Consider the following 23,443-nt stretch of genomic DNA (forward strand, 5'->3'; position numbering starts at 1 on the left):
CGAATTGTTGAAAATACTCCATCCATTTGTTTCTGCGCGTATCTTATCCGAAAAGCGGTTCCTACTTTTCGGGATACGCTTTCAAGTAACAGGAGATTGCTGATATGCAGATCACAGAAGTGAAAACAATTGGTATTCTGGGTGCCGGGCGTGTCGGCACCGCTATAGCCCGTCGCGCGATTGCGGCGGGTTATGCGGTGAAGATTGCGACATCCAAATCACCGGCAGAGATTGCGCTGTTGCTCGAAATCATGGTGCCGGGTGCCGTTGCCGCAACCGCGCAGGACGTGATTGCAGAAAGCGATATCGTCATCCTTGCGTTGCCTTTGTCCAAATATCGTCAGCTGCAGCCGGAACTGCTGGCGGGCAAAATCGTTATTGATGCAATGAATTACTGGGCGCCGACGGACGGAACTCTTGCTGAGTTTGAAACAGGAACTTCCAGTAGCGAAGTGATCCAGAAATTCCTGTTGCAGTCGCGGTTGGTGCGCAGTTTCAACCATATGGGCTATCATGAGATTGATGAGGAAGCCCGACCAAACGGTGAGCCGCAACGCCGCGCGCTGGCTATTGCCGGTAATGATGCGGAGGCCCGCAGGCAGGTTGCCGGATTTATCGACCGGATTGGGTTTGATCCGGTAGATGCGGGGCTTCTGATTGAAAGCCGGATGTTTGATACTGGTACACCGGTTTTCGGTGCGCCGTTTACCCGTGCGGATATGCTGGAAGCACTTACTCTGAAACAGGCAAGCTGACAGGCCACAAGTTCAAAAGGAGAGGGTTGAATGACTGATATTAGAATGAGCAAGGAAGACACAGACACACGCCACGGGCGCTATGTGGCACGTGTTGACGGTGTTGAAGGCGAAACCGAGATTACTTTTACCCGCCGCGCTAACGGCGTTATCAGTGCGGATCATACCGGAGGGCCGGATTCCATGCGTGGTACCGGTGCCGCCGCAGCACTTGTGACCTATATGGTTGAGGATGCACGTAAAAATACTTTTCGCATTCTGCCGCTTTGTCCATATGTGCGGGCGCAATATCGACGTCATCCCGACTGGGCGGATGTTATGACGATTGCTCCGGGTGAAGAACCTGTTGTCTGAGTGCTGTCAGATATCACGACATGGTGCCGTATCGCTTGGCGATACGTACCAATGTTGCGTTGAGATCCTGAATAATCGGGCGGATGTCATTTTTTCGCCAGACCAGAGCTGACGGTGTCGGCGGCAGGTCAATCTCGACGAAGCTGATGCCCGGCGTTGCGTAATAGTTTCCGGCGCGTTTTGTCAGCATAACCAGCCCCTGCTTAGAGGCAACGGCTGCAATGGCCTCACGGATGGTTCTGACAACAGTGCCCTGAGCGATCGGTTTGCCTTGCGGTGTATGGCGGGGAAAATGGAAATGATCCCACTCCTCACTCACTGATCCGGGGGTAACACGCACCAGCGTTTCTTCGCTGAGGCGCTCGGGATCGAGCAGCGCATATTGTGTGAAAGCATGCCCCTCAGGTACACATAACATGCGCTGATCCCGCATAACGACGGGCCCGTTAATCAGGCAGTCGTTACCAAGTGGCAGACGGCAGAAACCGGCATCGACGCTGCCGTCCGCTATAGCAGAAAAATGATTGAAATAGGACAGCTCGACAAATTCCAGCTCAACGTCGCGATGGCGCTCGGCAAATTCTGCGACGAGCGGAGAATGCAGTTCATAAAACCCGCCGCCCAGAAAGCCGATACGTAGCTGCCGCATCTTGCCCGCCGCTTGTCTCCTGCAATCATTATAAACTGCGCGCAATGCAATAACAGCCGGTTCACTGCCGCGGCGCAGATTCTCGCCAAGTCTGGTCAGGCTGACCCGACGGCTGGTGCGATCAAAAACAGGGGCGCCGAGCGTTCTCTCCAGCGCTTTAATCGTTTCCGAGACCGTTGACTGGCTCATGGACAGTTTTTCAGCTGCTCTGCCGAAATGCAGCTCCTGTGCAACGGCGAGAAAACATTCAAGTTGGCGTAAATCCATGATTTTCTCTGCTTTTTTGTAATCCTGATCAGCGTGCGCTGAGGCAGAGCGCGCTGACGGGGTAGGTTTTTAGATGTTTAGATCGATCGGAAAATACGATAGATTATGCGTGAAATCAACCTTGATCGGACTCATCCTTCGTGGAAACAAATAGGCCATATTCTGTTTTGCTACTGGAAGGGAGAGCATTATGCAATCACACGGATCTGATGTTGCTGTTGAGCTCAATGGATCGGCTGAGCCGATTGAATTTATTGTTGAGGGGAGCCGTATCCGCGGCACATTCTACATGCCAGCCAATGCGCAGGGTCCGGTTCCGGCAGTTGTTTTCGCACATGGCTGGAGCATGGTTGCAGGTGGTGATCTTGAAGATTATGCGGCATCTGCGGTCAATGCGGGCTTTGCTGCTCTCACATTCGACTTTCGTAATCTTGGCAAAAGTGAAGGACTGCCACGTCAGGAAATTGATCCGCATCGACAGGTTGAAGATTTTCGCTCTGCAATCTCCTACATCCGCAGCCGGCCTGAAGTTAACCGTGAAAAAATTGGTATCTGGGGTTCCAGCTATAGCGGCGGTCATGCGCTTTATGTTGCTGCAATCGACAAGCGGGTTAAATGCGTTGTGGCACAGGTGCCGACAATCAGCGGTTTTCTCGCTGCACAGCGTCGTGTGAGCGGCGATAAGGCTGCTGCACTGCGTCTTGCGTTTGAAGCCGATCGTGAAGCCCGCCTGACGGGCGCTGCTCCCGCTACAATTCTGACCGTGGACGCTGATCCGAATGCGCGCGTCGCATATCCGGGTATAGATTCATACAGCTATATGACCGGTGAGGCAGCACGTTGTCCGGAGTGGGTGAATGAGATCACCCTGCGCTCGCTGGAACTGGCACGCACTTACGAACCGGGTGTTTATATCAAGCGGATTGCGCCGACACCGCTGCTGATGATTGCTGCGACGGAAGATGCGCTGACACCGAGCGATATGCAGCAGGAAGCTTTTCAGCAAGCGCTGGAGCCTAAAAAGCTGATGCTGGTTCCAGGCGGCCACTACGTTGTTTACCGCGAATATTTTGACAAAACGAGCTCTGCTGCCACAGCGTGGTTTGCAGAGCATCTGCTCGGATAAATACAGCAACACCAAAGCTTTACCGATTTAATCTGTTTCATCGGAAATGCTCTGACGCGTTGTTTTGAGGAATTATAAACGCAAAGCCGGAAACCGGTTTTGCTGGAAATGTTTTGATCCCGGGAGGATATACATTGACGACAATGACTGACAGGCAGCAGCGGCTGAAATCGTTGCGCGCCGTTTCCGCAGGCAATGCACTGGAATGGTTTGACTGGACGCTTTACGGCATTTTCTCAGTCTATCTGGCGCGTAACCTGTTTGATAATACGGATAAGGCATCGGCCTTGCTGGCCACGCTGGCGGTATTCGCCGGTGGTTTTATTGCCCGTCCCGTCGGCGGCTGGGTCTTTGGTCTGCTTGGCGACCGCTATGGCCGCAAGCTGACGCTGGTGCTCACCATGAGCCTGCTGGCGCTGACCAGTCTGGGTATTGCACTGATACCGAGGTATGACAGCATCGGTGTTGCGGCTTCTGTTTTGCTGTTTCTGTGCCGCTTTATGCAGGGACTCGCGCATGGTGGTGAATCCGGTGTGGCTTTTACCTATGTTGCCGAGATTGCACCGCAAGAACGCCGTGGCCTGTGGTCGAGCAGCGTATTTGTCAGCGTAACTGTTGGTGTGATGGCGGCAACGGCTCTGGCTGCGTTGCTGAATATTTTGCTCACAGTAGAAGCAATGAATGAATAGGGCTGGCGTGTCGGTTTTGCTACCGGTGCACTGCTTGGGCTTTATGCTTTGATTCTGCGTCGCAGCGCATCGGAATCTGCTGTTTTTGAAGAAAGCACCTCAGAAGGCGGGCCTGCTAAAATTGAGATCACCGGTCGTCAGGCAGCACGTATTGCGCTGAATATTGTTATGTTGGGCGCTGCCAGTAATGCGGCCTATTATACATGGGTCACATTTGCTCCTTCGACTGCAATTGCTGTGCGTGGCATGGATCCTTCCGGCGCATATTTTGCCAGTTTGCTCGCGCAGTTTGCATGTATTCTGTGGCTTCCGGTCTGCGGTATGCTGTCTGATAAATACGGCCGCAAGCCGATGGTCATGGCATGGGGGCTGGCCGTTATTCTGTTCACCATTCCGATTGACCGTATTGTTACCGATCAGCCGTGGACATTGTTTGTTGCGCAGCTGATGGGGCTTGGCGGCTGGGCTCTGCTCGCGGCAATCTTTCCGGCCTTGCTGGCTGAGCAGGTGCCGACACAGGCACGCGCCCGTGGTGTCGGATTTGTTTCATCCCTTTCGGTTGCGATTTTCGGCGGTACTGCGCCTTATCTGAACACATGGCTCAATACGATCGGCATGGGACATATCTACCTTGGCTATGTGATGTTCCTTGGTCTCGTCGCCTGCATTGCATCCATGATGATCCGTGAAACTTCCGGTGTCGATCTTAATGACATTACGGTTCCGTCATCAGGTAAATCCGGCACTTAAATCCGGATTTTTACAGCATTTCTACATGGCACTCTGTCAGCAGAGTGCCGCTATCAATCAGGAATTTACCGATGCAAAATGTTACTCTTTCTGATCTCGCCGGCAAGGTTGCTGTGGTGACCGGCGCCAATGGCGGTATCGGTCTGGCGACTGTAGAGGCACTGACCGCGCAGGGCGTTCATGTGGTGATGACCGATCTTCATGCGCCTGACGCCCTTCCGGAAAACACTGAGTTTCGCAAGCTTGATGTGACCGATGTGGATGCATTGCGTGCTTTGGCAGCGGATGTTGCGGCGACCAGAGGCAGTCTTGATATCTGGGTCAATAATGCAGGTTTTCTAAAGCGTCAGGATGCACTGGATCTGGAACTGTCGGACTGGCAGAAAACGCTCACCATCAATCTGCAGGGCACATTTTTCGGGGCGCAGGCCGCAGCCCGCCAAATGGCAAAACAGGGCAGCGGCGCTATCATTAACCTGTCCAGTTATGCCGGTATTAAGACCCGCCCGAACTGCCCTGATTATGCTTCGGCGAAAGCGGGCGTAGCGCATCTCACGCAATGTCTGGCGCTGGAATGGGGCCCGCTCGGTATTCGAGTGAATGCCATTGCACCCGGTTTTATTGAGACGCCAATGAGCAGCTGGATGCACGGTAATCCGGAAGTGTATCAGGCTTATCTGGCAAAAATTCCTGCTGGTCGTCTGGGGCAGCCTGAAGAGATCGGCAAAACGGTTGCCTATCTTGCCTCCGATCTTGCCTCCTATGTGACAGGCCATGTCATCGCCGTTGACGGCGGCGCATCCAAAGCCTGATCCGGTGGGGAGGAGATAGTCATGACGCAAGATTACTGGAATGGTAAAGCCGCGGTTATTACCGGCGGTGCCCGCGGGCAGGGCGCCGCCGAGGTTCTGCGCTTGTTGCGCGCAGGGGCATCTGTCTATGCTGTGGATATTTTACCGGCGGAAGATGACAGCTGGAATGAGCTTCGCCAGTCAGCAGTGCAATGGGCGGATCGGCTGCATATTCAGCGTGCTGATGTTGCAAACCCTGCTTCATGGGAAGAACTGGCACAGCGTTTGCAAGCTGATGGTGCCAAGCTTTATGCGCTTGTGAATAATGCGGGTATCACACTGCGTAAGACTGTTACACAGACCAGCCCTGAAGAATGGGAGCGGCTGATCGGCATTAACCTGACCAGTGCGTTTCTTGGCATCCGCATTCTTGCGCCGGTTATGCAGAATGGCGGGGCGATTGTGAATATATCGTCCACAGCGGGGCTGACCGGTTATTTCAGTGCTGCTTATTGCGCGAGTAAGTGGGGCTTGCTTGGCCTGACCCGTGCTGCGGCTCTGGAACTGGCTGACCGGAATATCCGGGTAAATTCGGTTTGTCCGGGCTTGGTGGAAACGCCAATGGCATTACGGCCGAATGCCGAGCATGATACTGCAAAAGCCAAAGTGTTTTTTGAAGGTAACCGCGATGCGACTTTGCTATCACGCGGGGCTGATCCTGATGAGATTGCGGCTGCCGTTGTATTCCTGCTGGGGCCGGATGCATCTTTCATCACCGGAGCAGACCTGCCGGTTGATGGTGGTATGACGGGTGGTGGTATTTACTGGCGTATCGGCAAAGCTACGGGCAATCTGTAAGTTTATGGTTTTGTGTGGCGTGGCGCGTTGCGGTTTATTGACTGCCGCGCCCGCTTTTTATTGTCAGTTTGTACAGTTGCAATGGCCTCTATGAGAGCAAACTATTCTTATATATGATAAATTAACTCAAGTATAAATTTATCATGCCGAGTACCGGTTAAAAATTACGAATCTTTGTGCCGCGCCATGTATAATGGTTCCTGCCGAGGGCGCGGCATATGTGAATTTTTAAAAACCTTTATTAAATAACAGGTTAGTTGTGCACATTTTCTTGAACTTGAAACTGTTCTAAAATATGATAGCTATATAAAGTTAGCTGAATATTGGTCGGGTTTGCGCAGATTTCACTCGTTCTCGTCGATGGTATTTTCGTATGATGAATGATGATTGAGTAAGGCATAAGTACACCAAATCTATATCTGAATGAAAAACGTGCAGGCATTGATATATTCTGCCTTCATTAAGATTTCAGATATTCTATACTACATAATGTTGAGTAGTTTCAGTAAATTTCAGACCTGATTTCACCGTGGCTTTATTTAGGTCGGGCTTGTTGATGGTTGTTTTGCAGTAATATCAGGGCGTTGTCCTGACAATTTGAATTAACGCGCATCTTATCCGAAGGCTGTTTCATGTTTTTCGGGATACGCATAGTAACTCTGGGAGTAGCTTATATGACACCGACACGCAGGGACTTTCTTAAGTTTACAGCGTCCGGCATTGCGGTCACTATTCTTCCGATCCGTGCAGCCCGCGCTGCATTGTTTGAAAAGCAGATTCTGGACTTACCGCTCCCGCAAGGTACAACCCAGCTCAAGCGCCGTGTTGACGGCGTGGCAAAGGTGACAGGTTCCAAGGTTTTTGCCCGCGATATCCGCGCCAAGGATATGACAGGCTGGCCGAAAGAACAGGCGCATGCTTTCGTGGTCTGGTCGACTCGAGCCGATGCACCGTTCCTTGATCTTGATCTGTCTTTGCTGGGTGAAGATCTGCAGCCGGATTATCTGGTCACCGCCGAAGACACGGTTAAAGCCGGTCTGGATTTCTACGATCCTTATACTTACGGCCAGAAAATGCTGTCGCCGAAAGGCGAAGTACCGCTGTTTCTCGGTCACCCGCTGGCAATCCTGATCTATCGTGATTTTGCTCGTTTCTCCGTTGCCAAGCGCATTTATAAAACCAAGCGTGATGAGATCATCCGCTATGGTGAAACAACCGCGCCTGTTGAGCAGGGCCCGCTGGCCAATTTCCGCTTTGTCCGTGTTGAGGGCGAAGGCGGTGCGAAGGCCGAGAAAGACCTGTTTAACCCGGTTGATGACGGCTATGTTTTTGCAACCTATGACAAGAATGATGTCAACTGGCCGAAGGCTGATGCATCCGGTGATGCAATGGGACGCGGCATGGCCTATGCCGAGGGTATTCGCGCAGAGCTGAACACGCCGCCTGAAGACTGGCATGTGATCGAGCGTGAATATTATTCGCCTTTCATTGATGCGGCAGCGCTTGAACCGGACAATTGCAATTGTTGGTATGATGCAAAATCCGGCAAGCTTGAAATTGTTATGGCCAGCCAGAGTCCGCATGAGGTGATGACCGGTACCGCTGCCATGCTCAAGAAAAGCACCTTTGATGTGCGCGAGCTGAAAGGCCATCCGGCCTATACGGTTGGTTACGGTACCAAGGAGCATAGCCCGTTCCCTTATTACGGTATTGTTGCTGCGCTCTTTGCTGAAGGCCGTCCGGTGCGTTTGGCGCTGGATCGTGAAGAACATTTCCAGACAGCGATCAAGCGTCACCCGCTGCGCATGAAATATCGTCTGGGCATCAACCGCAAGACGCTGAAAATGCAGGCTCTTGCGGCTGATCTGGAGCTGGATGGCGGCGGCCGTCAGAACTATACCACACCGGTCACACAGGTTGCTGCCGGTGCGGCGCAGGGGATTTATTATTTCCCTAAAAACGATATTGCCGCCATTGCCCATTCATCCCGTGCGCCGATGTCCGGTTCTGTGCGTGGTTTCGGCTCACTGGAAGCGCAGTTCGGCACAGAAATGCTGGTGGAAGAACTGGCTGAAGAACTGGGCGTTGACGTGATGGAACTGCGTCTGATCAATGCGTTGCAGGACGGGGAACGCAGCTCTGCCGGTGCATTTCCGCTGAGCCTGTGCCGTATGCGTGAAATGATCGAAGCTGATCGTGCGCATCCGGTCTGGGCAAACCGCGCCAAACGCAAAGCCGAGTTTGAAGCAGAAAACCCTGCGCTGAAATATGGTGTTGGCTATGCGATAGCCAAAAAGGGCTTCGGCAACTCCAACGAAGCTGTGGCAGCCTCGATTGTTCTGACACCGGAAGGCAAAATCCGACTGCATCATATTGCCGTGGAAATCGGCACTGGTGCAGTCAGCACGCAGGCACTGATGTGCTCGCGCTGGTTGGGTAAACCGGCCGATGAGATTGAAAGCGCTGCTCTTGACTGGGCGCCGCTGGAAATGTTTGCCACGCTCAATCCGTTTGTGATGGACAAAGCCCATCAGGATGAGATGTCGCCGGATCCGCGCTGGACACCGGCAATGGCTTCGGCATCGAGTGCCACAAATAGTGCGTTCTACTTCACCCATGGTACCCATGAAGCTGGACGTCTCATTTATGAGCGCGGTATTCTGCCTGCGGCAGCGGCATTATGGAATGTCTCGCTGGAAGAGGCAGCCGCTGCCTCGTGGAAAGATGAGAAATTCACGCTTGCCGATGGCCGTGCGCTGACGCTGGCAGAACTTGCCGCCAAAGCCTATGAGCTGAAGGGCATTACCGGCGCGATGGTACACGCCTTTGACCGCTGGGGCTGGGGCGAGGCTGATTACGATATTCTCGGTGAAACCAGCCGCCGTCCGATTGACGGTCTGGCGATCCAGACCGGTTCCGATCAGTGGCAGCGTATTGAGCGCCGCAATGTGCATTATATGGACCCGCAGGTGGATAATGCGAGCTGGTCACGCTTTGCACCGGCTTCGGCGCTGATCGAGGTTACTGTTAACCGCGGTACCGGCGAAGTGAAAATTCTGTCGCATCATTCTTCATTGGATTGCGGACGTGTGCTGGTACCGGAATTTGTGTCCGGTCAGTTACAGGGCGGTATCGGCATGTCGGTCGGCCATGCGCTATATGAAGGCATGCCGCTCTATGAAGAGGGTCCCGGCAGCGGTGACTGGAACTTCAACCGCTATCGTCTGCCACGCGGTAAAGACGTGGCGGTCTGGAACCAGACAGCAAATATTCTGCCGGTTACAGAACAGGAAGATCATCCGAAAGGCATTGCAGAAGTGGTGCAAATCCCGACCATTCCTGCGGTTGCCAATGCGGTTGCCCATGCAATCGGTAAACATCTGCGTGAACTCCCGCTGACGGAAGAAAAGATTAAAGAGGCATTATCATGAGTATCCCGACACGCGAAATCAGCATGCGCATCAACGGCCAGCAAGTAGGGCCGATGACAGTTCCCGACGAACTGCCGATGGTGGATTTTCTGCATGAATATGCCGATCTGACCGGCAGCCGTTTTGGCTGCGGACAGGGATTGTGCCGTGCCTGCACCGTGATTGTGGATGAGCCGGATGGTACCAGCCGCGAAATGCGCACATGCATTACCGGTGCCCATTATTTCAACGGCCGCTCTATCCGCACGGTTGAAGGCCATGCGACCAAGGGTGAAGACGGTCAGCTGAAACTGTCTGCCATTCAGGAAGCCTTCCTCGACCATTTCTCCTTCCAGTGCTCCTATTGCGCACCGGGCTTTGTGAATGCTGCTACCGTTCTGGTGGAGCGTTTGCAGAAAGAGCCTGTGGCGAAGGAAGACGTGAAGCAGGTGATTGAAGATTCCCTCAATGACCATATCTGTCGCTGCACGGGTTATGTGCGCTATTACAGTGCGGTGCATGATGTTGTCATGAACACACCGGGGCTTGTTAAATGAAACCAGTAATCAAATGGATTCTCGGGCTTGGTGTTGTCGGCGCTGTGGTCGCGGCCTCCGTGCCGTTCTGGCCGGCAAAATCAGCCTATGATGATAAGGCGGCCGAGCAGCGTCTGACTGTTTCCGGCGACGATAAAGCGAAGCTGATCAAGCGCGGTAAATATCTTGCCGCTGTTGCTGACTGTGCGGCCTGTCACCAGTCGCCGGATGGTGCGCCTTATGCCGGCGGTCATCCGATAGAAACGCCTTTCGGCGTGATCTACGGCACCAATATTACACCGGATAAAGAAACCGGTATCGGCAACTATACATCGGCTGATTTCTATCATGCGGTTGTGGATGGTGTACGCGCAGACGGCAAGTGGATTTATCCGGCGATGCCTTATGTGTCCTATCACACAATCCGTCCGGAAGATTCCGATGCGATCTATGCCTATCTGATGGATCAGCAGCCGGTGAAACGTGCCAATCCGGAATTGGGCCTGTCTTTCCCGTTTAATCAGCGCTGGGCACTGTCTTACTGGAATCTGGTCAATCCGAAGCTGCAAATGCCTGCCAATGCCACACCGGAACAGGCCAATGGTGCTTATCTGACCGATGTTCTCGGCCATTGTCAGGAATGTCATACCCCGCGTAATGCGATTGGCGGCTTGAAACTGGCGTCAGCCTATGAAGGCAGTGTGCTGGGCAAAATTACAGGTCCGAGCCTGAAGCCTGAAGCGCTTGCTGCCCGTGGCTGGACGACTGAGGATCTGCGTAAATTCCTCAAGACCGGTATGTCGCCACAGGGCACCATGACACTGGAAATGTATCCGGTATTGCTGCACTCATCCCAATATATGACGGATGAGGATATTGCCGCTATTCAGACCTATCTGACCGGCGACAAGCTTCCGGCAGCACCTGAGCAGGCACCGGTGGCGATTGATGCTGCACTGCGTCAGAGCGGTCGTGATGCCTATATGGCTGTCTGCGCCGGTTGCCATGGCGTGGATGGTGAAGGCAAGCCGCATATTGCGCCCGCAATGACCACCAATACCAGTGCGATGCTGGCTGATCCGAGCAATCTGATCCATGTGATTGTGGATGGTATTGCCGAGCAGCGTCTTGGCAATGGTGAAGTAATGCAGGCCATGCCGGGTTTCAAAGATGCGCTGACAAAGCAGCAAATTGCTGATCTCGTCAATTATATGCGCGCTGAATGGGGCGGCCAGCCTGCCAATATCACCGTGCAGGACATTGAGAAAGCAAGCCACTAAATCAGCTTGTTTAAACCGGCGGGTGCAAATCCGCCGGTCTGTTTTTGAGATATAATTTTTATAAGGCATCATTGCTATGGACGATGGTATCGTACCCGATAAAGTCGATGTGCATCGCTTATTTCATACAGATCAGACGATTGATGTGCTGCGTTTTGCGCATGAAACTGTGCAGCAGGGCAAGTCTTGTGCACTGGTTATGCTGACGGAAATTATCGGCGGGTCTTCCCGCGCTGCCGGTGCGATGATGGCCGTGAATGTCACGGGCGGTTATTGCGGCATGGTATCCGGTGGCTGTGTTGAAGGTGTCGTGGCACACGAGGCCGTGCAGGCGCTGGCAGAGCAGCAGGACAGAATATTGCGGCTCGGCAAAGGGTCTTCGTATTTTGATGTGGTTTTGCCCTGCGGCGGCGGCATTGTGTTGGCGATCCATGTGCTGCGAGATGCGCAGGCGCTGGAAGTGGTGCTGGAGCTTCATGCGCGCCGACAGGCAGCTGCATTGCTCTATCATCCTCAGAACCAGACTTTGACTTGTTCAGAAATATCGCGCAGCACCGGCTGGCATGAAGACCAGTTTGCCGTTGCTCTGCCGCCTGCATTGCGCCTTGTGCTTCTGGGGAAGGGGCTGGAAAGCGAAGTGCTTTACCAGGCTGCAACAGCGTTGAATATCGAGGCTGTGCGTGATGTACTGCCTGCGGATACAGATGATGCGACGGCAGTCGTTTTTCTCCAGCATGATCTTGATAAGGAACTGCCGCTGCTGAAATGGGCGCTGACGAGCCGCGCTTTTTATATTGGTTGTCTCGGCAGCAGGCGCACCCATGCGGCACGGCGTGAGCAATTGTTGAAAGGCGGTTTTTCGGAAGAACAGGTTGCGCGGTTGTCCGCGCCAATTGGCCTGTTCGGCCCTGTGCGCGATGCACGCTCTTTAGCTGTATCGGTTCTGGCTGAGATTATGGCGCGCAAGACAGAACAAGCCAAGGATGTACGTCATGGTTGATGCGTCTTCGGTTGCTGTTCTGGTCTTGGGTGCAGGAGCGGGCTCGCGTTATGCGGGAGCTGATAAGCTCGGTACGATGCTAGGCGACAGACCGGTAGCGCACCATATATTGCAGGTGCTTAACGGCTTTTCATGGGGCGAGCGGATTGTAACCTGCCGCAGCTTTGCGCCGTGGACACAAGCCTATGCGGATGCAGGCTTTACACTGGCGCTGACCGAAGATGTTGATACGGGCATGCTCGGTTCCCTGCATCGCGGTCTGGCTGAAATCCAGCAGGAGCGGGTGCTGATATGTCTGGCAGATATGCCGCTTGTTCCCCGATCCCATATTGAAGAGCTTTTAAGAGCAAGCGGTATGAGCCATGCGCCGGTTGTTGCATCTTCATCCGGAATCTATCAGGGGCCGCCTGCATTGTGCTCGGCGGAGCATTTGCGGGCTTTGCCGCTTGCAGGAGAAGGCGGAGCGCGATCTCTGCTGTCACAAGCGGATTTTGTTCCTATGAATGCATCTGCTATTGCTGATATTGATACGGTGCATGATTATGAAAATGTCAGGCAGATTTTGCAGCGTACTTCCCCTGAATAAGTCTTTTTAGACAGGTTTGCTCGCCAGAAAAGCTGCATTGGCAACCTCCTCAATATGCTCGTCCTGTAAAATGCTGGTCGCAATGCGCACTGCATTCATCGGACGCACAGAGAATTTTGAGCCCGGTGCAACGGCTATGTTTCTTGCTGCAAGCGTGATCATTGCAAACTGCTCGGAGGTCACAGGCAGGAAGCAGCATAAGCCGCTATTGCGTGGTGTCTGGACGCCGTAACCGGACAAAGCATCGGCGAACATCTGGGCGCGCTGATGATAAATCTGCTTTGCCCGCTCAAGACCAGTTTGTGTGGCTTCATCATTGAGCAACCATGCGACTGCCGATTGCAGGATGCGGCTTGTCCAGCCGGAGCTGAAGCTGCGATAGGACTGGATTTGCTCAACAACAGATGCGGAGCCTGAAAGTACTGCCAGTCGCAGATCGGGCCCCAGACTTTTGGAATAAGACAGAATGTGAACGACACGATCTGGAAAGCGCTTTCCGAGGGTCTGGCGGGGTGCGAATGTAATGTCGGCAACACCGTCATCCTCAATGATGAGCGTGTCAGTTCCTTCAAGAACATCTCCCAGCGCCATCAGCCGTTCATGGCTCATGCAATGGCTCGTGACGGAGTGTACGCGGGGCTGGAACAGAAAGGCTGCAGGCTTTTTTTGCAACGCCTCTGCAAGTGAAGACGGTAAAGGCCCGTCATTATCACAGGTCACCGGAATGATTTTGGCACCGAAGTCTTCAAGAATATCCAGCAAACGCATGGCTGTGGGGTCTTCAATGGCAATAGATGCGCCGGGTGTTACCAAGGCATGCAGCAATGTGTAGGTTGCATTATATCCGCCATTGGTTGCCAGAAAGGCTTCTGGCTCATAAGGCCAGTCGCGGCGCACCACATCTTCGAGTTCCGGCAGGATGCGTTCACGATGATAGCTGTTGAGGTTGGATGCGCTTGCACCGTGCTGCAATGCTTTTTCCAATGAGGGCAGCAGACTGACATCGGGTATCGCCATCGAAAGGTCGAGTACATCTGTGCCGTAATTGCCGAAACTCATCAGGCGCTGCGGCTTCGCAGCAAAATGGTCGCCGCAGACCCATGTGCCGTTGCGCCCTCTGCCATGAATGATTTTCAGCTTGCGCAGTTCACTCAGCGCTTCAGAAATCGTGGCAGGGCTGATGCCCAGCATATAAGCGAGATCACGTATCGGCGGTAATTTGGTGCCAACCGGCAGAGTGCCGCGTCTGATCAAGGCTGCCATATCGCGCGCAATGCCGCGCGTGGTTCTGTCTTCAAGGTGATCCGCAAACCATTGCGATGAAAAATCAGTAGCCATAATAGTTGTCCGAATTAATGTTCAGTAACGTAATACCATTTGATCAGTTGAAAATGAACATTTAGCTTCCTTTGTGCATAAGAATTTATAAGGGACTGGAAATGTCAGTTAAACTGCGGATTGCTGTGAGGGATTGGGACTATCTGACACCTTTGGCATTGGGAGATGTACGGTCGTCAAAACTGGAGCTGGTTGTCGATCGTGTCGGCACACTGGTGTCTCATCCGGGGCAGGATGTAGATCATGAAGCTTCGGAAATGTCATTCAGCCGCTATACGTCTATGTGCGCTGAAGGCGACAAAAGCGTTGTTGCCGTACCGAATTTCATTATGCGCGGTTTCCGCCATCGTTGCGTTATCACCAGCAGCGACAACAAAATAACGAGCTTTGAACAGCTGGCTGGCAAAAGAATAGGTGTGACCGGCTGGCGCGATTCCGGCAATACGTGGACGCGTGCTGCACTGCGCCGCGATGGTATCGGCGTTGAAGACGCTTTCTGGTATGCTGGTCGTCTCACAGAAACACATCCGATCACAGACCGGCTTGACGGTTTTGGCCGTGAAGGAAGAATTGAAGCCGTGCCGGATGAGCGCCCGATGATGGAGCTGCTGCGCGAAGGCTGGCTGGATGCGGTTTTCACGCCGTTTATGCCGGATGGTTATTTCGACAGCAATTCCGGTTTCCGTCAGGTGTTGTCTGATTTCCGCAGTGCGGAGCGTGCGTATTTTGACGATGTCGGCTATGTGCCGGGCATGCATCTGATCGGTATTAAGTCTGCAATTATCGAGGAAAATCCGTGGGTGGCTCAGGAGCTGAGTGATCTGTTGGATGAGAGCCAGCGTGTCTGGACAGCGAAGCGTCGCAAATATGCTGAAACAACACCGTGGATGCTCGATGAATTGCTGAAAACCGCACAGGACTTGCCTGCAAACTGGAATACAAGCGGTTTGGAAGCCAATAGCGCTATGATCAATGATTTCGCGCAGGAATTGTTCATTCAGGGCATCTTACCGCGCAAACTGACAGTTGAGGAGCTGTTTCCTTTCTACGCTTGAGCCATTTCGAGAGCTGAGGAAACTGCACACGCCAATTTAGTTTTTTAATCGTTCCCTGGGAGGAAACTATGAATAAAACATCACTCATCGCCGCCGTTTTCGGTACATTGCTGACACAGGTTGCATTCGCTCAGGATGCGGCAATTCCTGCACAGACGCTTAATGAAGCGCTCCATACCCGTCTGCCGGAAGAGTTTGTAAAAGCCGGAAAAATGGTTGCTGTGAACAGCGGCTCATTCCCTCCGTATGAAATCGTGACCGGGCGGGACATGAGCGGCGCCAGCGCGGATATGTCCAAGGCTCTGGGAGAAGTGCTCGGTGTTAAAATTGAGCACACAACAGTGAGCGGTCTTCCGGCTATTCTGAGCGGTATCAGCGCCGGACGTTACCAGTTTGGTTTTGGTCCGATCGGCGACTTTCCTTCCCGTCAGGAAGCGAATGACTTTGTGGATTGGGTGAAGGAATTTGTGGTTTTCGCGGTTCACAAGGGCAATCCTGAGGGCATTGTTTCTCTCGATACAGCCTGTGGCAAGCGCATTGCTGTTATGGCCGGTGGTTCTGCGGAAAAGGTTATCAAAGCGCAGGCTGAGAAATGTGTGGCAGACGGAAAAGAAGCCATTCAGGTGCAGTCTTTCACAGACCAGCCGACTTCTATTCTGGCTGTCCGGTCAAAGCGCTCTGATGCATTTTTCTCATCTCAGGCACCGCTAACCTATTTTGTGCAGCAGTCAAACGGTGAGCTGGAGCTGGCAGGCGTGGGTGAGAAGAACGGCTTTGATGACCTGTATCAGGGCGCGGTTGTTCCGAAAAACTCGCCATTGAGCGAAGTTCTGCGTGATGGATTGCAGGTTCTGATTGATAACGGCACCTACGCAACCATCATGAAGAAATGGGGTCTTGAAAATAATATGATTCAGGCTGCCGGTATTAATCTGGCCGGAAAGACTGCGAAATGACCATCTCTGCCTTGAGTGAAAACAAAAAGGCAGCATCAGGCGGCGTCGATCTTTACGACGTCGCCAAAGCGCATGAGCCTTTTCGCACCGATCGTCTGCTGCTCTGGCTGTTTACTTTGGCAGTGGCAGGGAACTTTCTGTATATTGTGGCCGTCAATCCGAATTTCGGCTGGCCGGTTGTCGGCGCATATCTCTTTGATCCGACCGTTATGCAGGGGCTGACAATCACGCTTGGCCTGACAGTTGTCGCCATGATCCTCGGGGTCATTCTCGGCCTGTTTCTCGCTATTGCCCGCATGTCTGATGATCGTCTGTTCAGTTCGCTGTCCAGCCTGTTTATCTGGTTTTTCCGTGGTACGCCGCTGCTGGTTCAGCTTATTTTCTGGTATAATCTGTCCACCTTGTTTCCGCAGCTGTCGATCAGTATTCCGTTCGGGCCTACGCTGGTCAGCTGGAATACCAATGATGTGATTACACCATTGACGGCAGCAATTGTTGGTCTGGCTTTGAACGAAGCAGCCTATATGGCTGAAATTATCCGTGGCGGTTTGCTCTCGGTTGATAAAGGGCAGGCGGAAACAGCTGAAGCCTTTGGGATGACCAAAGCGCGTGCATTGCGCCGCATCATTATCCCGCAGGCTATGCGTTCCATTGTGCCGCCAACCGGCAATCAGCTGATCAGCATGATTAAAGCGACCTCACTCGTGAGTGTGATTGCAATGGCGGATCTGCTCTATTCAGTACAGTCGATCTACAACCGTACTTTCGAAGTCATGCCGATGCTGATGGTTGCAGTGCTGTGGTATTTGCTGATCACCTCTATTCTGAATGTCGGTCAGAGTGCCATTGAGCGCTACTATAATCGCGGTGAACGCGGTGGCCCTGCGGCTAAAGATGAGGGGGCAGTACCTGCTCAGACAACTATAGCAGGCAGCACCGAACAGGAGGGTGCCCGATGACATCCGTTGTAAGCCAAAAGGCGCCGCTTGTACGCGCGCATAATGTGCATAAGTCTTTTCATCATATTGAAGTGCTGAAAGGCATTGATCTTGAGGTGAATGCCGGAGAGGTGATTGTTATTCTCGGACCTTCCGGTTCAGGAAAATCGACATTTCTGCGCTGTATCAATCATCTGGAAACCATCAATCAGGGCTCCATCTTTGTTGATGATGAGCAGATCGGCTACAGACTGAAAAACGGCCGTCTCACTGCACTTTCCAATCGTGCGATTGCCAAACAGCGCAGCCAGATCGGCATGGTTTTCCAGTCGTTCAACCTCTATCCTCATATGACTGTATTGCAGAATGTGATTGAAGCACCGATGGGCGTGCATGGCAAAAAGCGCGCTGAGGCAGAGGCAATTGCACGCGAATTGCTGGCTAAAGTGGATATGTCGCATAAAATTAACGCCTATCCGCGTCAGCTTTCCGGCGGGCAGCAACAGCGTGTAGCGATTGCGCGTGCTTTGGCTATTCAGCCAAAATTGATGCTGTTTGATGAGCCGACCTCGGCGCTTGATCCGGAACTCGTAGGGGAGGTTCTGACAACCATGCGCGATCTTGCCAGTCAGGGACTGACTATGATTGTCGTAACGCATGAGATCGGTTTTGCCCGCGAGGCAGCTGACCGGGTTGTTTTCATCGATGGCGGACGTATTGTTGAACAGGGAACGCCGGAGCAGGTGCTGGAAAATCCGCAGCATCCACGAACCCGCAGTTTCCTTGGCCGGTTCATCTGACACATTTAAAGGCTTTTCTGGTAATCACATGACACAATCTGATAAATTTGCCCGCCTTTCTGACCTCGCTGAACAAGGTGATAATCTGAAGGCGATCCGTCATCATCTGCATGCGCATCCTGAGCTTTCCTTTGAAGAGGAAAAGACAGCCGCTTTCGTAGCGGAAAAGCTTGAGGCATGGGGCTATGAGGTGACACGCAATGTCGGCGGACATGGTGTTGTCGGGCGGCTTCAGCATGGCAATGGCAAGCGCAGTCTTGCAATCCGTGCGGATATGGATGCTTTGCCGATCCATGAAGATACCGGCCTGCCTTATGCCAGCCAGTTTGCCGGCAAGATGCATGCCTGCGGCCATGACGGCCATACGACCATGCTGCTCGGCGCTGCTGAATATCTGGGTCGTACAAAAAACTTCAATGGCACAGTTAATCTGGTTTTCCAGCCGGCCGAAGAAGCAGGACAGGTCAGCGGCGCGCAGGCCATGATTGCTGATGGTTTGTTTGAGCGTTTTCCCTGCGATGCAATTTTTGGCTTGCATAACCATCCGGGAGCACCGGAAGGTAGCTTTCTGATGCGCTCAGGCCCGCTGATGGCCTCGTCTGATACGGTGATTATCAAAGTTGTCGGTAAGGGTGGCCATGCTTCGCGGCCACACCTGACGGTTGATCCGGTGATGGCTGCCTCAAGTCTTGTCATGGCACTGCAAACGGTCGTTGCACGTAATATTGACCCGACAGAAACTGCTGTGATCACAGTTGGCTCCATCCATGGCGGTGAGGCTTCCAATGTTATTCCGCAGGATGTAACGCTGGCTTTGAGTGTGCGCTCATTCTCACCGGCGGTACGGGATCGTCTTGAGCACCGTATTCGCGAACTGGCAACAGGCCATGTGACTGCCTATGGCGCGACTGCAGAGATCGACTATCAGCGTGGCTACCCGGTTGTGGTGAATGCAGAAAAAGAAACGGTTTTTGCAACAGAAGTTGTCAATGAACTTGTGGGTGAAGCCAATGTTTCCGTGTGCCCGCTGATCCCCGGCAGTGAAGATTTTGCCTATTTTCTGGAGCATAAACCGGGCTGTTTCCTGCGTCTGGGCAATGGTGTGAATTCAGCAATTCTGCACAATCCGAAATATGATTTTGCTGATGAAAATCTGACAGTCGGTGCCGCATTATGGGCACGCATTGCAGAGCGTTATCTGGCAGCTGATTGATTTTTTAAGCTGCCCGAGCCTTTTAACGCATCAGCTGATCGCCATTATTGATTGATGGCGATCAGTTAAAGGTCCCGCCTACTTTAATTCGATACGATAATTCTTTATCGCAAAGCGGCAAGGCTGATCGGATTTCTGATCGACTCTATAATGCCTGTTGTTATATAATTTTCCCATAGATATCCCGTCATGAACGGGGATTTTATTGCGTATTGCGAAGCGATTATGCGTGGCGCTTCACCATAATAGAGGCAATTGTCCTATTTTTAGAACATTGCTAATTAAATTCCGAACTACCCAGCTGCATTTCAGTGAATTATTCTTAGCAGGACAAGAGCAGCACAGACCGTTTGGCGGGTTGTGTTGCCCATAAAACTAAAAACCAAACATGTAGAAACGTAAAATTGCTGATCAGGTATTGAAGCGCCGGTGAGACAAATCACTGTTCGCTTTCCTGTGCGCTGAACCGCAAAGCCATTTCTCATGTTTCATTGTTTTAAATATGCCTAAAGTAGGAATAATGAAAATGAAGAAAATCATACTGCCACTGATTGCGACACTCCTATCGGTTTCTGCGGCGCAGGCTGCAGATTACAAGCTAGATCCGGATCATACAAAGGCTGTTTTTTATATTGATCACTTCAATACATCGACAAACAGCGGCGGGTTTTACGGAATTACAGGTGGTATCAGCTACTCACCTGAAACACAGACCGGTTCTGTTAAAGTATCTATTCCGGTGAATACGCTGAATACAGGTCTTCCGGGCTTTGATAAGCATGTAAAAAGCGCCGACATGCTCGATGCAGAAAAACATCCGACCATCGAATTTAACTCAACGAAATGGAACTTTTCCGACAATAAGCTGGCTTCTGTTGACGGTGATCTGACCATCAAGGGGCAGACACATCCGGTTCAGCTCAAAGCGACAAAGTTCGGTTGTTACCAGAGCCCGATTTTCAAGGCCGAAGTCTGTGGCGGTGATTTCGAAGCCACGATTGACCGTACTCAGTGGGGCGTCGACTTCCTTGTAAAAGAAGGCATGGAAAAGATGGTAACCCTCAAAATTCAAGCTGAAGCTGTTAAGCAGTAATCCGGGAGACTGTATTATGATTAATCTGAGCGGTAAAAAATATTCTGCGTCCCTGAGCGTTTTGGCTCTGGCTCTTTCTGTCGGTTTTGCTCAAGCCGCCGACTATAAAGCCAGTACTGCGGAAGGCCCGGTTAAAATTATTAATCTGGGTGATCTGGAAGGTCAGGTTAAAGCGAATATGGAAAAAGGTGCCTTCGGATATATCCGTGGCGGCGCTGAAAATGAGCAGAACCTCAATTCAAATACCGGAAGTTTTGACAAGAAATACATCATGCCTCGTGTCATGCAGGGTATTGAGCTGTCCGATATCAATCTGTCGACCAGTTTTCTCGGCCTCGACCTGAAGACACCTATCATTCAGGCGCCAATGGCAGCACAGGGGCTTGCACATCAGGATGGTGAGATTGCTACGGCAAAGGGGATGGCAAAGGCTGGCTCTGTTTTCTCGCTGAGTACATATGGCAATAAAACCATTGAGGATGTGGCGGCTGTTTCCAAGGGTAACCCCTTCTTTTTCCAGCTGTATATGAGCAAAAACGATGCTTTTAATGTATTCACATTGAAGCGCGCTAAGGATAACGGAGCAAAAGCTATTATCCTCACGGTGGACTCTCCGGTCGGTGGCTATCGTGAAGATGATATCAAAAACAACTTCCAGTTCCCGCTGGGATTTGCGAATTTGGAGTTGTTTGCCAGCCAGACAGATGATGGCTCAAAGACCGGGAAAGGTGCGGGAATCAGTGAAATTTATGCTCAGGCCAAACAGGCATTCACACCGGCAGATATCAAGTATGTGAAAGATATGACCGGTTTGCCTGTTATCGTTAAGGGGATTCAGTCACCTGAAGATGCCGATGTGGTTATCAAAGCAGGTGCAGATAGTATCTGGGTTTCCAACCACGGTGGCCGTCAGCTCGATAGTGGTCCTGCTTCTTTCGATGTTTTGCCTTCGATTGCAAAGGTCGTCAATAAACGCGTACCGATTGTGTTCGATAGTGGTGTGCGCAGGGGCTCGCATGTCTTTAAGGCTCTCGCGAGCGGCGCCGATATCGTGGCGGTCGGTCGCCCGATCCTGTATGGCCTGAACCTTGGCGGCTCAGAGGGCGTTAACTCCGTTATTCAGCAGCTAAATAAAGAGCTGACGATTAATATGATGCTCGGCGGTGCGAAAAACGTTGAGGATGTTAAGAAAACCAAGCTTTATACAGATAAGGATTTTGAATAAATTTCCTGAAAACATGAAGTTATTGAGGCGGCTGGTTCACCAGCCGCTTTTCTTTTTGCGGCAATATTTCAAAGCTTAATGCAGCTCGCGCAGAAGAAGAAATAACTGATTATGATGAGATTGTTTTGTAAAACTGGCGGAGAGAGCGGGATTCGAACCCGCGATACGGTTCCCCGTATACACACTTTCCAGGCGTGCGCCTTCAACCACTCGGCCACCTCTCCACTCAAGACTGATATTTATAAATGATATCAATCAAAACGCTGTATTTCTAAACAGTGGTCAGCTGTTAAACATCCGTTTCGGCGCGGAATATAGCTATAATGGTCATATGATCAACCATTATTTCTCATTTAATTGAATTCAGTTGATTTTCTTGATGGAAAACACGAAATTTATGCTGGAAAACAGGCGCATTTTTAGTTTAACTAATTGAATTATATATGTAAAAATAATTTGTGGATGGTGGACTGAAATAGCGTGTCTTGAGCGTATATGAAGTGCGTTTCAGTCAGGTGAAGGCACTTCCGGCGTGGAATCTGATGGTGAGTTGTCGAATCTCATGAGAATTATTATCATTTGAGATTCTGTTTGATCCTTCAAAATCTGTGTGTTCATGGTTATTTATTGTTTTCGAATAGAGAAATTTAAGAAACTCTCTGACATGGAAATGACTGTATTCTATTGTATTTTTTACAAGGCGGCATATTTCGATGTGGTGGTTTAAACAAACGGAACATGAGTGATCATGCGTGTGTTTTTAAATTTTCTGGCAGTTTGGTCCTTAGGGATCAGTCTGCTTTTTGGTATTTTCGATATTGCGCGCTCTGTTGCCCAATCCCGTTTTGTCATCGTGCCGTTTTTGCAAATCTGGCAGGACTATTTACCTGAATATCTGGCTGCTTTTGCCGGTTTTATAAAACGGAATTTCTGGGCAGGTTTCTGGGAGCAGTGGCTTGTTCCGGTGTTAAATATGCCCGCATGGTCGTTGTTCTTCGTACTGAGTATATTGTTTTTCGCTGCCGGTAATATCGGACGTAAATCCTATTCAAAGTAGGGCTGTCTGTAGTGCCGGTTAAAATAGAATTGCCAGATTGGACGAGTAAAATGTTGAGACAATATCCAGAACATAAGCTGCGCGTGCCGACGAGCGGAGAGGCACTTGCCGGTCGGGATCAGGCGATTGCGACTGCTGAGACACATTTTGTTTCCGGACTTCCGCTGCACGGGCCGTGGCCACAGAACATGAAAAAAGTCCTGGTTGGTATGGGCTGTTTCTGGGGCGTTGAGCGCCTGTTCTGGAATGTGCCGGGTGTTTATGTGACCGCTGCCGGATATAGCGGCGGGTTAACGCCAAACCCGACCTATGAAGAAACCTGTACCGGCCTCACAGGTCATAATGAGGTTGTGCTGGTGGTTTACGATCCGGCGGTCGTCTCTCTGCCCGATCTTTTGCAGGTTTTCTGGGAAGAGCATGATCCGACGCAGGGAATGCGGCAGGGAAATGATGTAGGCACAACATATCGTTCGGGTATTTATGTTTATTCGGATGAGGATCTGAAGGCTGCTGAAGTCAGCAAAGAGGCGTATCAGCAGGCGCTGACGGCACGTGGTTTTGGTGCGATTACGACTGAAATCCTTCCTGCATCGGATTTTTATTATGCGGAAGGCTATCATCAGCAATATCTGGCTAAAAACCCTCAAGGATATTGCGGGCTGCGCGGGACCGGTGTTTCTTGCGTTTTTTAGCAGGATCTAAATCGCAAATTACAGC

At 51.6% G+C, this 23,443-nt stretch carries 21 protein-coding genes, 1 tRNA gene and 1 pseudogene; 20 read left to right on the forward strand and 3 right to left on the reverse strand.

Annotated elements, in window-relative coordinates; translation table 11 throughout:
- Positions 1-104: 104 nt before the first annotated feature.
- Both P8H26_RS10770 and P8H26_RS10775 read left to right on the forward strand, forming a co-directional pair.
- The gene (locus P8H26_RS10770; protein WP_289633000.1) at positions 105-755 is read left to right on the forward strand and encodes an NADPH-dependent F420 reductase; all 651 of its coding nucleotides are present in this window, start codon (positions 105-107) and stop codon (positions 753-755) included.
- A gap of 30 nt (positions 756-785) precedes the next feature.
- Positions 786-1,109: a GNAT family N-acetyltransferase gene (locus tag P8H26_RS10775; protein ID WP_289633001.1), complete on the forward strand. Its 324-nt coding sequence runs from the start codon at positions 786-788 to the stop codon at positions 1,107-1,109.
- Between the two features lie 13 nt (positions 1,110-1,122).
- Here the strand turns inward: P8H26_RS10775 and P8H26_RS10780 are convergent, their stop codons facing one another.
- Positions 1,123-2,025, reverse strand: a complete 903-nt coding sequence (locus P8H26_RS10780) for a LysR family transcriptional regulator (RefSeq protein WP_289633002.1) — start codon at positions 2,023-2,025, stop codon at positions 1,123-1,125.
- 190 nt (positions 2,026-2,215) lie between these two features.
- Here P8H26_RS10780 and P8H26_RS10785 point away from each other — a divergent pair, with 190 nt between their 5' ends.
- The 9 genes and pseudogenes from P8H26_RS10785 (at position 2,216) to P8H26_RS10830 (ending at position 13,051) form a co-directional block, all read left to right on the forward strand.
- The gene (locus P8H26_RS10785) at positions 2,216-3,151 is read left to right on the forward strand and encodes an alpha/beta hydrolase (protein ID WP_289633003.1); all 936 of its coding nucleotides are present in this window, start codon (positions 2,216-2,218) and stop codon (positions 3,149-3,151) included.
- Between the two features lie 143 nt (positions 3,152-3,294).
- Positions 3,295-4,590: pseudogene (locus P8H26_RS18155) on the forward strand (MFS transporter).
- Positions 4,591-4,661: 71 nt separating this feature from the next.
- Entirely contained in the window at positions 4,662-5,402 is a 741-nt protein-coding gene (locus tag P8H26_RS10800; protein ID WP_289633005.1) for an SDR family NAD(P)-dependent oxidoreductase, read from the forward strand.
- 21 nt (positions 5,403-5,423) lie between these two features.
- Positions 5,424-6,239, forward strand: coding sequence for an SDR family NAD(P)-dependent oxidoreductase (locus P8H26_RS10805; protein WP_289633007.1), 816 nt, complete (start codon positions 5,424-5,426; stop codon positions 6,237-6,239).
- 674 nt (positions 6,240-6,913) lie between these two features.
- Positions 6,914-9,670 carry a xanthine dehydrogenase family protein molybdopterin-binding subunit gene (locus P8H26_RS10810; protein WP_289633008.1) on the forward strand — a complete coding sequence of 919 codons (2,757 nt, stop codon included), beginning with the start codon at positions 6,914-6,916 and terminating at the stop codon, positions 9,668-9,670.
- On the forward strand, positions 9,667-10,206 hold the full coding sequence (locus P8H26_RS10815; protein ID WP_289633009.1) for a (2Fe-2S)-binding protein: 540 nt from the start codon (positions 9,667-9,669) through the stop codon (positions 10,204-10,206). Before P8H26_RS10810 ends, P8H26_RS10815 begins: the two co-directional genes overlap by 4 nt.
- Complete coding sequence (locus P8H26_RS10820; protein WP_289633010.1) at positions 10,203-11,465, forward strand: cytochrome c; 1,263 nt, start codon at positions 10,203-10,205, stop codon at positions 11,463-11,465. The genes P8H26_RS10815 and P8H26_RS10820 overlap by 4 nt, the downstream gene beginning before the upstream one ends.
- 76 nt (positions 11,466-11,541) lie before the next feature.
- On the forward strand, positions 11,542-12,465 hold the full coding sequence (locus P8H26_RS10825) for an XdhC family protein (RefSeq protein ID WP_289633011.1): 924 nt from the start codon (positions 11,542-11,544) through the stop codon (positions 12,463-12,465).
- Positions 12,458-13,051 (forward strand): NTP transferase domain-containing protein, encoded by a 594-nt coding sequence (locus P8H26_RS10830; RefSeq protein WP_289633012.1) that lies wholly within the window; start codon positions 12,458-12,460, stop codon positions 13,049-13,051. Before P8H26_RS10825 ends, P8H26_RS10830 begins: the two co-directional genes overlap by 8 nt.
- Before the next feature lie 6 nt (positions 13,052-13,057).
- Here the strand turns inward: P8H26_RS10830 and P8H26_RS10835 are convergent, their stop codons facing one another.
- Positions 13,058-14,389 carry a PLP-dependent aminotransferase family protein gene (locus P8H26_RS10835; protein ID WP_289633013.1) on the reverse strand — a complete coding sequence of 444 codons (1,332 nt, stop codon included), beginning with the start codon at positions 14,387-14,389 and terminating at the stop codon, positions 13,058-13,060.
- 101 nt (positions 14,390-14,490) lie between these two features.
- On the opposite strand from P8H26_RS10835, the gene P8H26_RS10840 reads away from it, so the two are divergent.
- From P8H26_RS10840 to P8H26_RS10870, 7 genes are all read left to right on the forward strand, one after another.
- Positions 14,491-15,444, forward strand: coding sequence for a nitrate ABC transporter substrate-binding protein (locus tag P8H26_RS10840; protein WP_289633014.1), 954 nt, complete (start codon positions 14,491-14,493; stop codon positions 15,442-15,444).
- 68 nt (positions 15,445-15,512) lie between these two features.
- Positions 15,513-16,400, forward strand: coding sequence for an ABC transporter substrate-binding protein (locus P8H26_RS10845; RefSeq protein WP_289633015.1), 888 nt, complete (start codon positions 15,513-15,515; stop codon positions 16,398-16,400).
- A complete protein-coding gene (locus P8H26_RS10850) occupies positions 16,397-17,359 on the forward strand; it encodes an amino acid ABC transporter permease (protein WP_289633016.1) in 963 nt (320 codons plus the stop codon). The genes P8H26_RS10845 and P8H26_RS10850 overlap by 4 nt, the downstream gene beginning before the upstream one ends.
- The gene (locus P8H26_RS10855; RefSeq protein ID WP_289633017.1) at positions 17,356-18,138 is read left to right on the forward strand and encodes an amino acid ABC transporter ATP-binding protein; all 783 of its coding nucleotides are present in this window, start codon (positions 17,356-17,358) and stop codon (positions 18,136-18,138) included. The genes P8H26_RS10850 and P8H26_RS10855 overlap by 4 nt, the downstream gene beginning before the upstream one ends.
- Before the next feature lie 28 nt (positions 18,139-18,166).
- Positions 18,167-19,351, forward strand: a complete 1,185-nt coding sequence (locus P8H26_RS10860; protein ID WP_289633018.1) for a M20 aminoacylase family protein — start codon at positions 18,167-18,169, stop codon at positions 19,349-19,351.
- 526 nt (positions 19,352-19,877) lie between these two features.
- Positions 19,878-20,444, forward strand: coding sequence for a YceI family protein (locus P8H26_RS10865; RefSeq protein ID WP_289633019.1), 567 nt, complete (start codon positions 19,878-19,880; stop codon positions 20,442-20,444).
- 16 nt (positions 20,445-20,460) lie between these two features.
- Complete coding sequence (locus P8H26_RS10870; protein WP_289633020.1) at positions 20,461-21,669, forward strand: lactate oxidase; 1,209 nt, start codon at positions 20,461-20,463, stop codon at positions 21,667-21,669.
- A 134-nt stretch (positions 21,670-21,803) separates the two neighbouring features.
- Here P8H26_RS10870 and P8H26_RS10875 read toward each other — a convergent pair.
- Positions 21,804-21,893: transfer RNA gene (locus P8H26_RS10875), tRNA-Ser, on the reverse strand.
- A gap of 524 nt (positions 21,894-22,417) precedes the next feature.
- Between P8H26_RS10875 and P8H26_RS10880 the strand changes: the two genes are divergently transcribed.
- Both P8H26_RS10880 and msrA read left to right on the forward strand, forming a co-directional pair.
- Positions 22,418-22,726, forward strand: a complete 309-nt coding sequence (locus P8H26_RS10880) for a hypothetical protein (protein WP_289633021.1) — start codon at positions 22,418-22,420, stop codon at positions 22,724-22,726.
- Positions 22,727-22,776: 50 nt separating this feature from the next.
- The gene (gene msrA, locus P8H26_RS10885; protein WP_289633022.1) at positions 22,777-23,418 is read left to right on the forward strand and encodes a peptide-methionine (S)-S-oxide reductase MsrA; all 642 of its coding nucleotides are present in this window, start codon (positions 22,777-22,779) and stop codon (positions 23,416-23,418) included.
- Positions 23,419-23,443: the final 25 nt, after the last annotated feature.

The sequence above is a fragment of the Pseudochrobactrum sp. sp1633 genome (assembly GCF_030376605.1).
Classification (GTDB): Bacteria; Pseudomonadota; Alphaproteobacteria; order Rhizobiales; family Rhizobiaceae; genus Pseudochrobactrum.

Bases quoted from the DNA above. Each gene is read 5' to 3' on its own strand.
- P8H26_RS10780 (WP_289633002.1), bottom strand. From the start codon at position 2,025: ATGGATTTACGCCAACTTGAATGTTTTCTCGCCGTTGCACAGGAGCTG.
- P8H26_RS10870 (WP_289633020.1), top strand. From the start codon at position 20,461: ATGATTAATCTGAGCGGTAAAAAATATTCTGCGTCCCTGAGCGTTTTG.
- P8H26_RS10860 (WP_289633018.1), top strand. From the start codon at position 18,167: ATGACACAATCTGATAAATTTGCCCGCCTTTCTGACCTCGCTGAACAA.
- P8H26_RS10775 (WP_289633001.1), top strand. From the start codon at position 786: ATGACTGATATTAGAATGAGCAAGGAAGACACAGACACACGCCACGGG.
- P8H26_RS10855 (WP_289633017.1), top strand. From the start codon at position 17,356: ATGACATCCGTTGTAAGCCAAAAGGCGCCGCTTGTACGCGCGCATAAT.
- P8H26_RS10830 (WP_289633012.1), top strand. From the start codon at position 12,458: ATGGTTGATGCGTCTTCGGTTGCTGTTCTGGTCTTGGGTGCAGGAGCG.
- P8H26_RS10825 (WP_289633011.1), top strand. From the start codon at position 11,542: ATGGACGATGGTATCGTACCCGATAAAGTCGATGTGCATCGCTTATTT.
- P8H26_RS10770 (WP_289633000.1), top strand. From the start codon at position 105: ATGCAGATCACAGAAGTGAAAACAATTGGTATTCTGGGTGCCGGGCGT.
- P8H26_RS10810 (WP_289633008.1), top strand. From the start codon at position 6,914: ATGACACCGACACGCAGGGACTTTCTTAAGTTTACAGCGTCCGGCATT.
- P8H26_RS10840 (WP_289633014.1), top strand. From the start codon at position 14,491: ATGTCAGTTAAACTGCGGATTGCTGTGAGGGATTGGGACTATCTGACA.
- P8H26_RS10820 (WP_289633010.1), top strand. From the start codon at position 10,203: ATGAAACCAGTAATCAAATGGATTCTCGGGCTTGGTGTTGTCGGCGCT.
- P8H26_RS10835 (WP_289633013.1), bottom strand. From the start codon at position 14,389: ATGGCTACTGATTTTTCATCGCAATGGTTTGCGGATCACCTTGAAGAC.
- P8H26_RS10865 (WP_289633019.1), top strand. From the start codon at position 19,878: ATGAAGAAAATCATACTGCCACTGATTGCGACACTCCTATCGGTTTCT.
- P8H26_RS10845 (WP_289633015.1), top strand. From the start codon at position 15,513: ATGAATAAAACATCACTCATCGCCGCCGTTTTCGGTACATTGCTGACA.
- P8H26_RS10880 (WP_289633021.1), top strand. From the start codon at position 22,418: ATGCGTGTGTTTTTAAATTTTCTGGCAGTTTGGTCCTTAGGGATCAGT.
- P8H26_RS10785 (WP_289633003.1), top strand. From the start codon at position 2,216: ATGCAATCACACGGATCTGATGTTGCTGTTGAGCTCAATGGATCGGCT.
- P8H26_RS10815 (WP_289633009.1), top strand. From the start codon at position 9,667: ATGAGTATCCCGACACGCGAAATCAGCATGCGCATCAACGGCCAGCAA.
- P8H26_RS10850 (WP_289633016.1), top strand. From the start codon at position 16,397: ATGACCATCTCTGCCTTGAGTGAAAACAAAAAGGCAGCATCAGGCGGC.
- msrA (WP_289633022.1), top strand. From the start codon at position 22,777: ATGTTGAGACAATATCCAGAACATAAGCTGCGCGTGCCGACGAGCGGA.
- P8H26_RS10805 (WP_289633007.1), top strand. From the start codon at position 5,424: ATGACGCAAGATTACTGGAATGGTAAAGCCGCGGTTATTACCGGCGGT.
- P8H26_RS10800 (WP_289633005.1), top strand. From the start codon at position 4,662: ATGCAAAATGTTACTCTTTCTGATCTCGCCGGCAAGGTTGCTGTGGTG.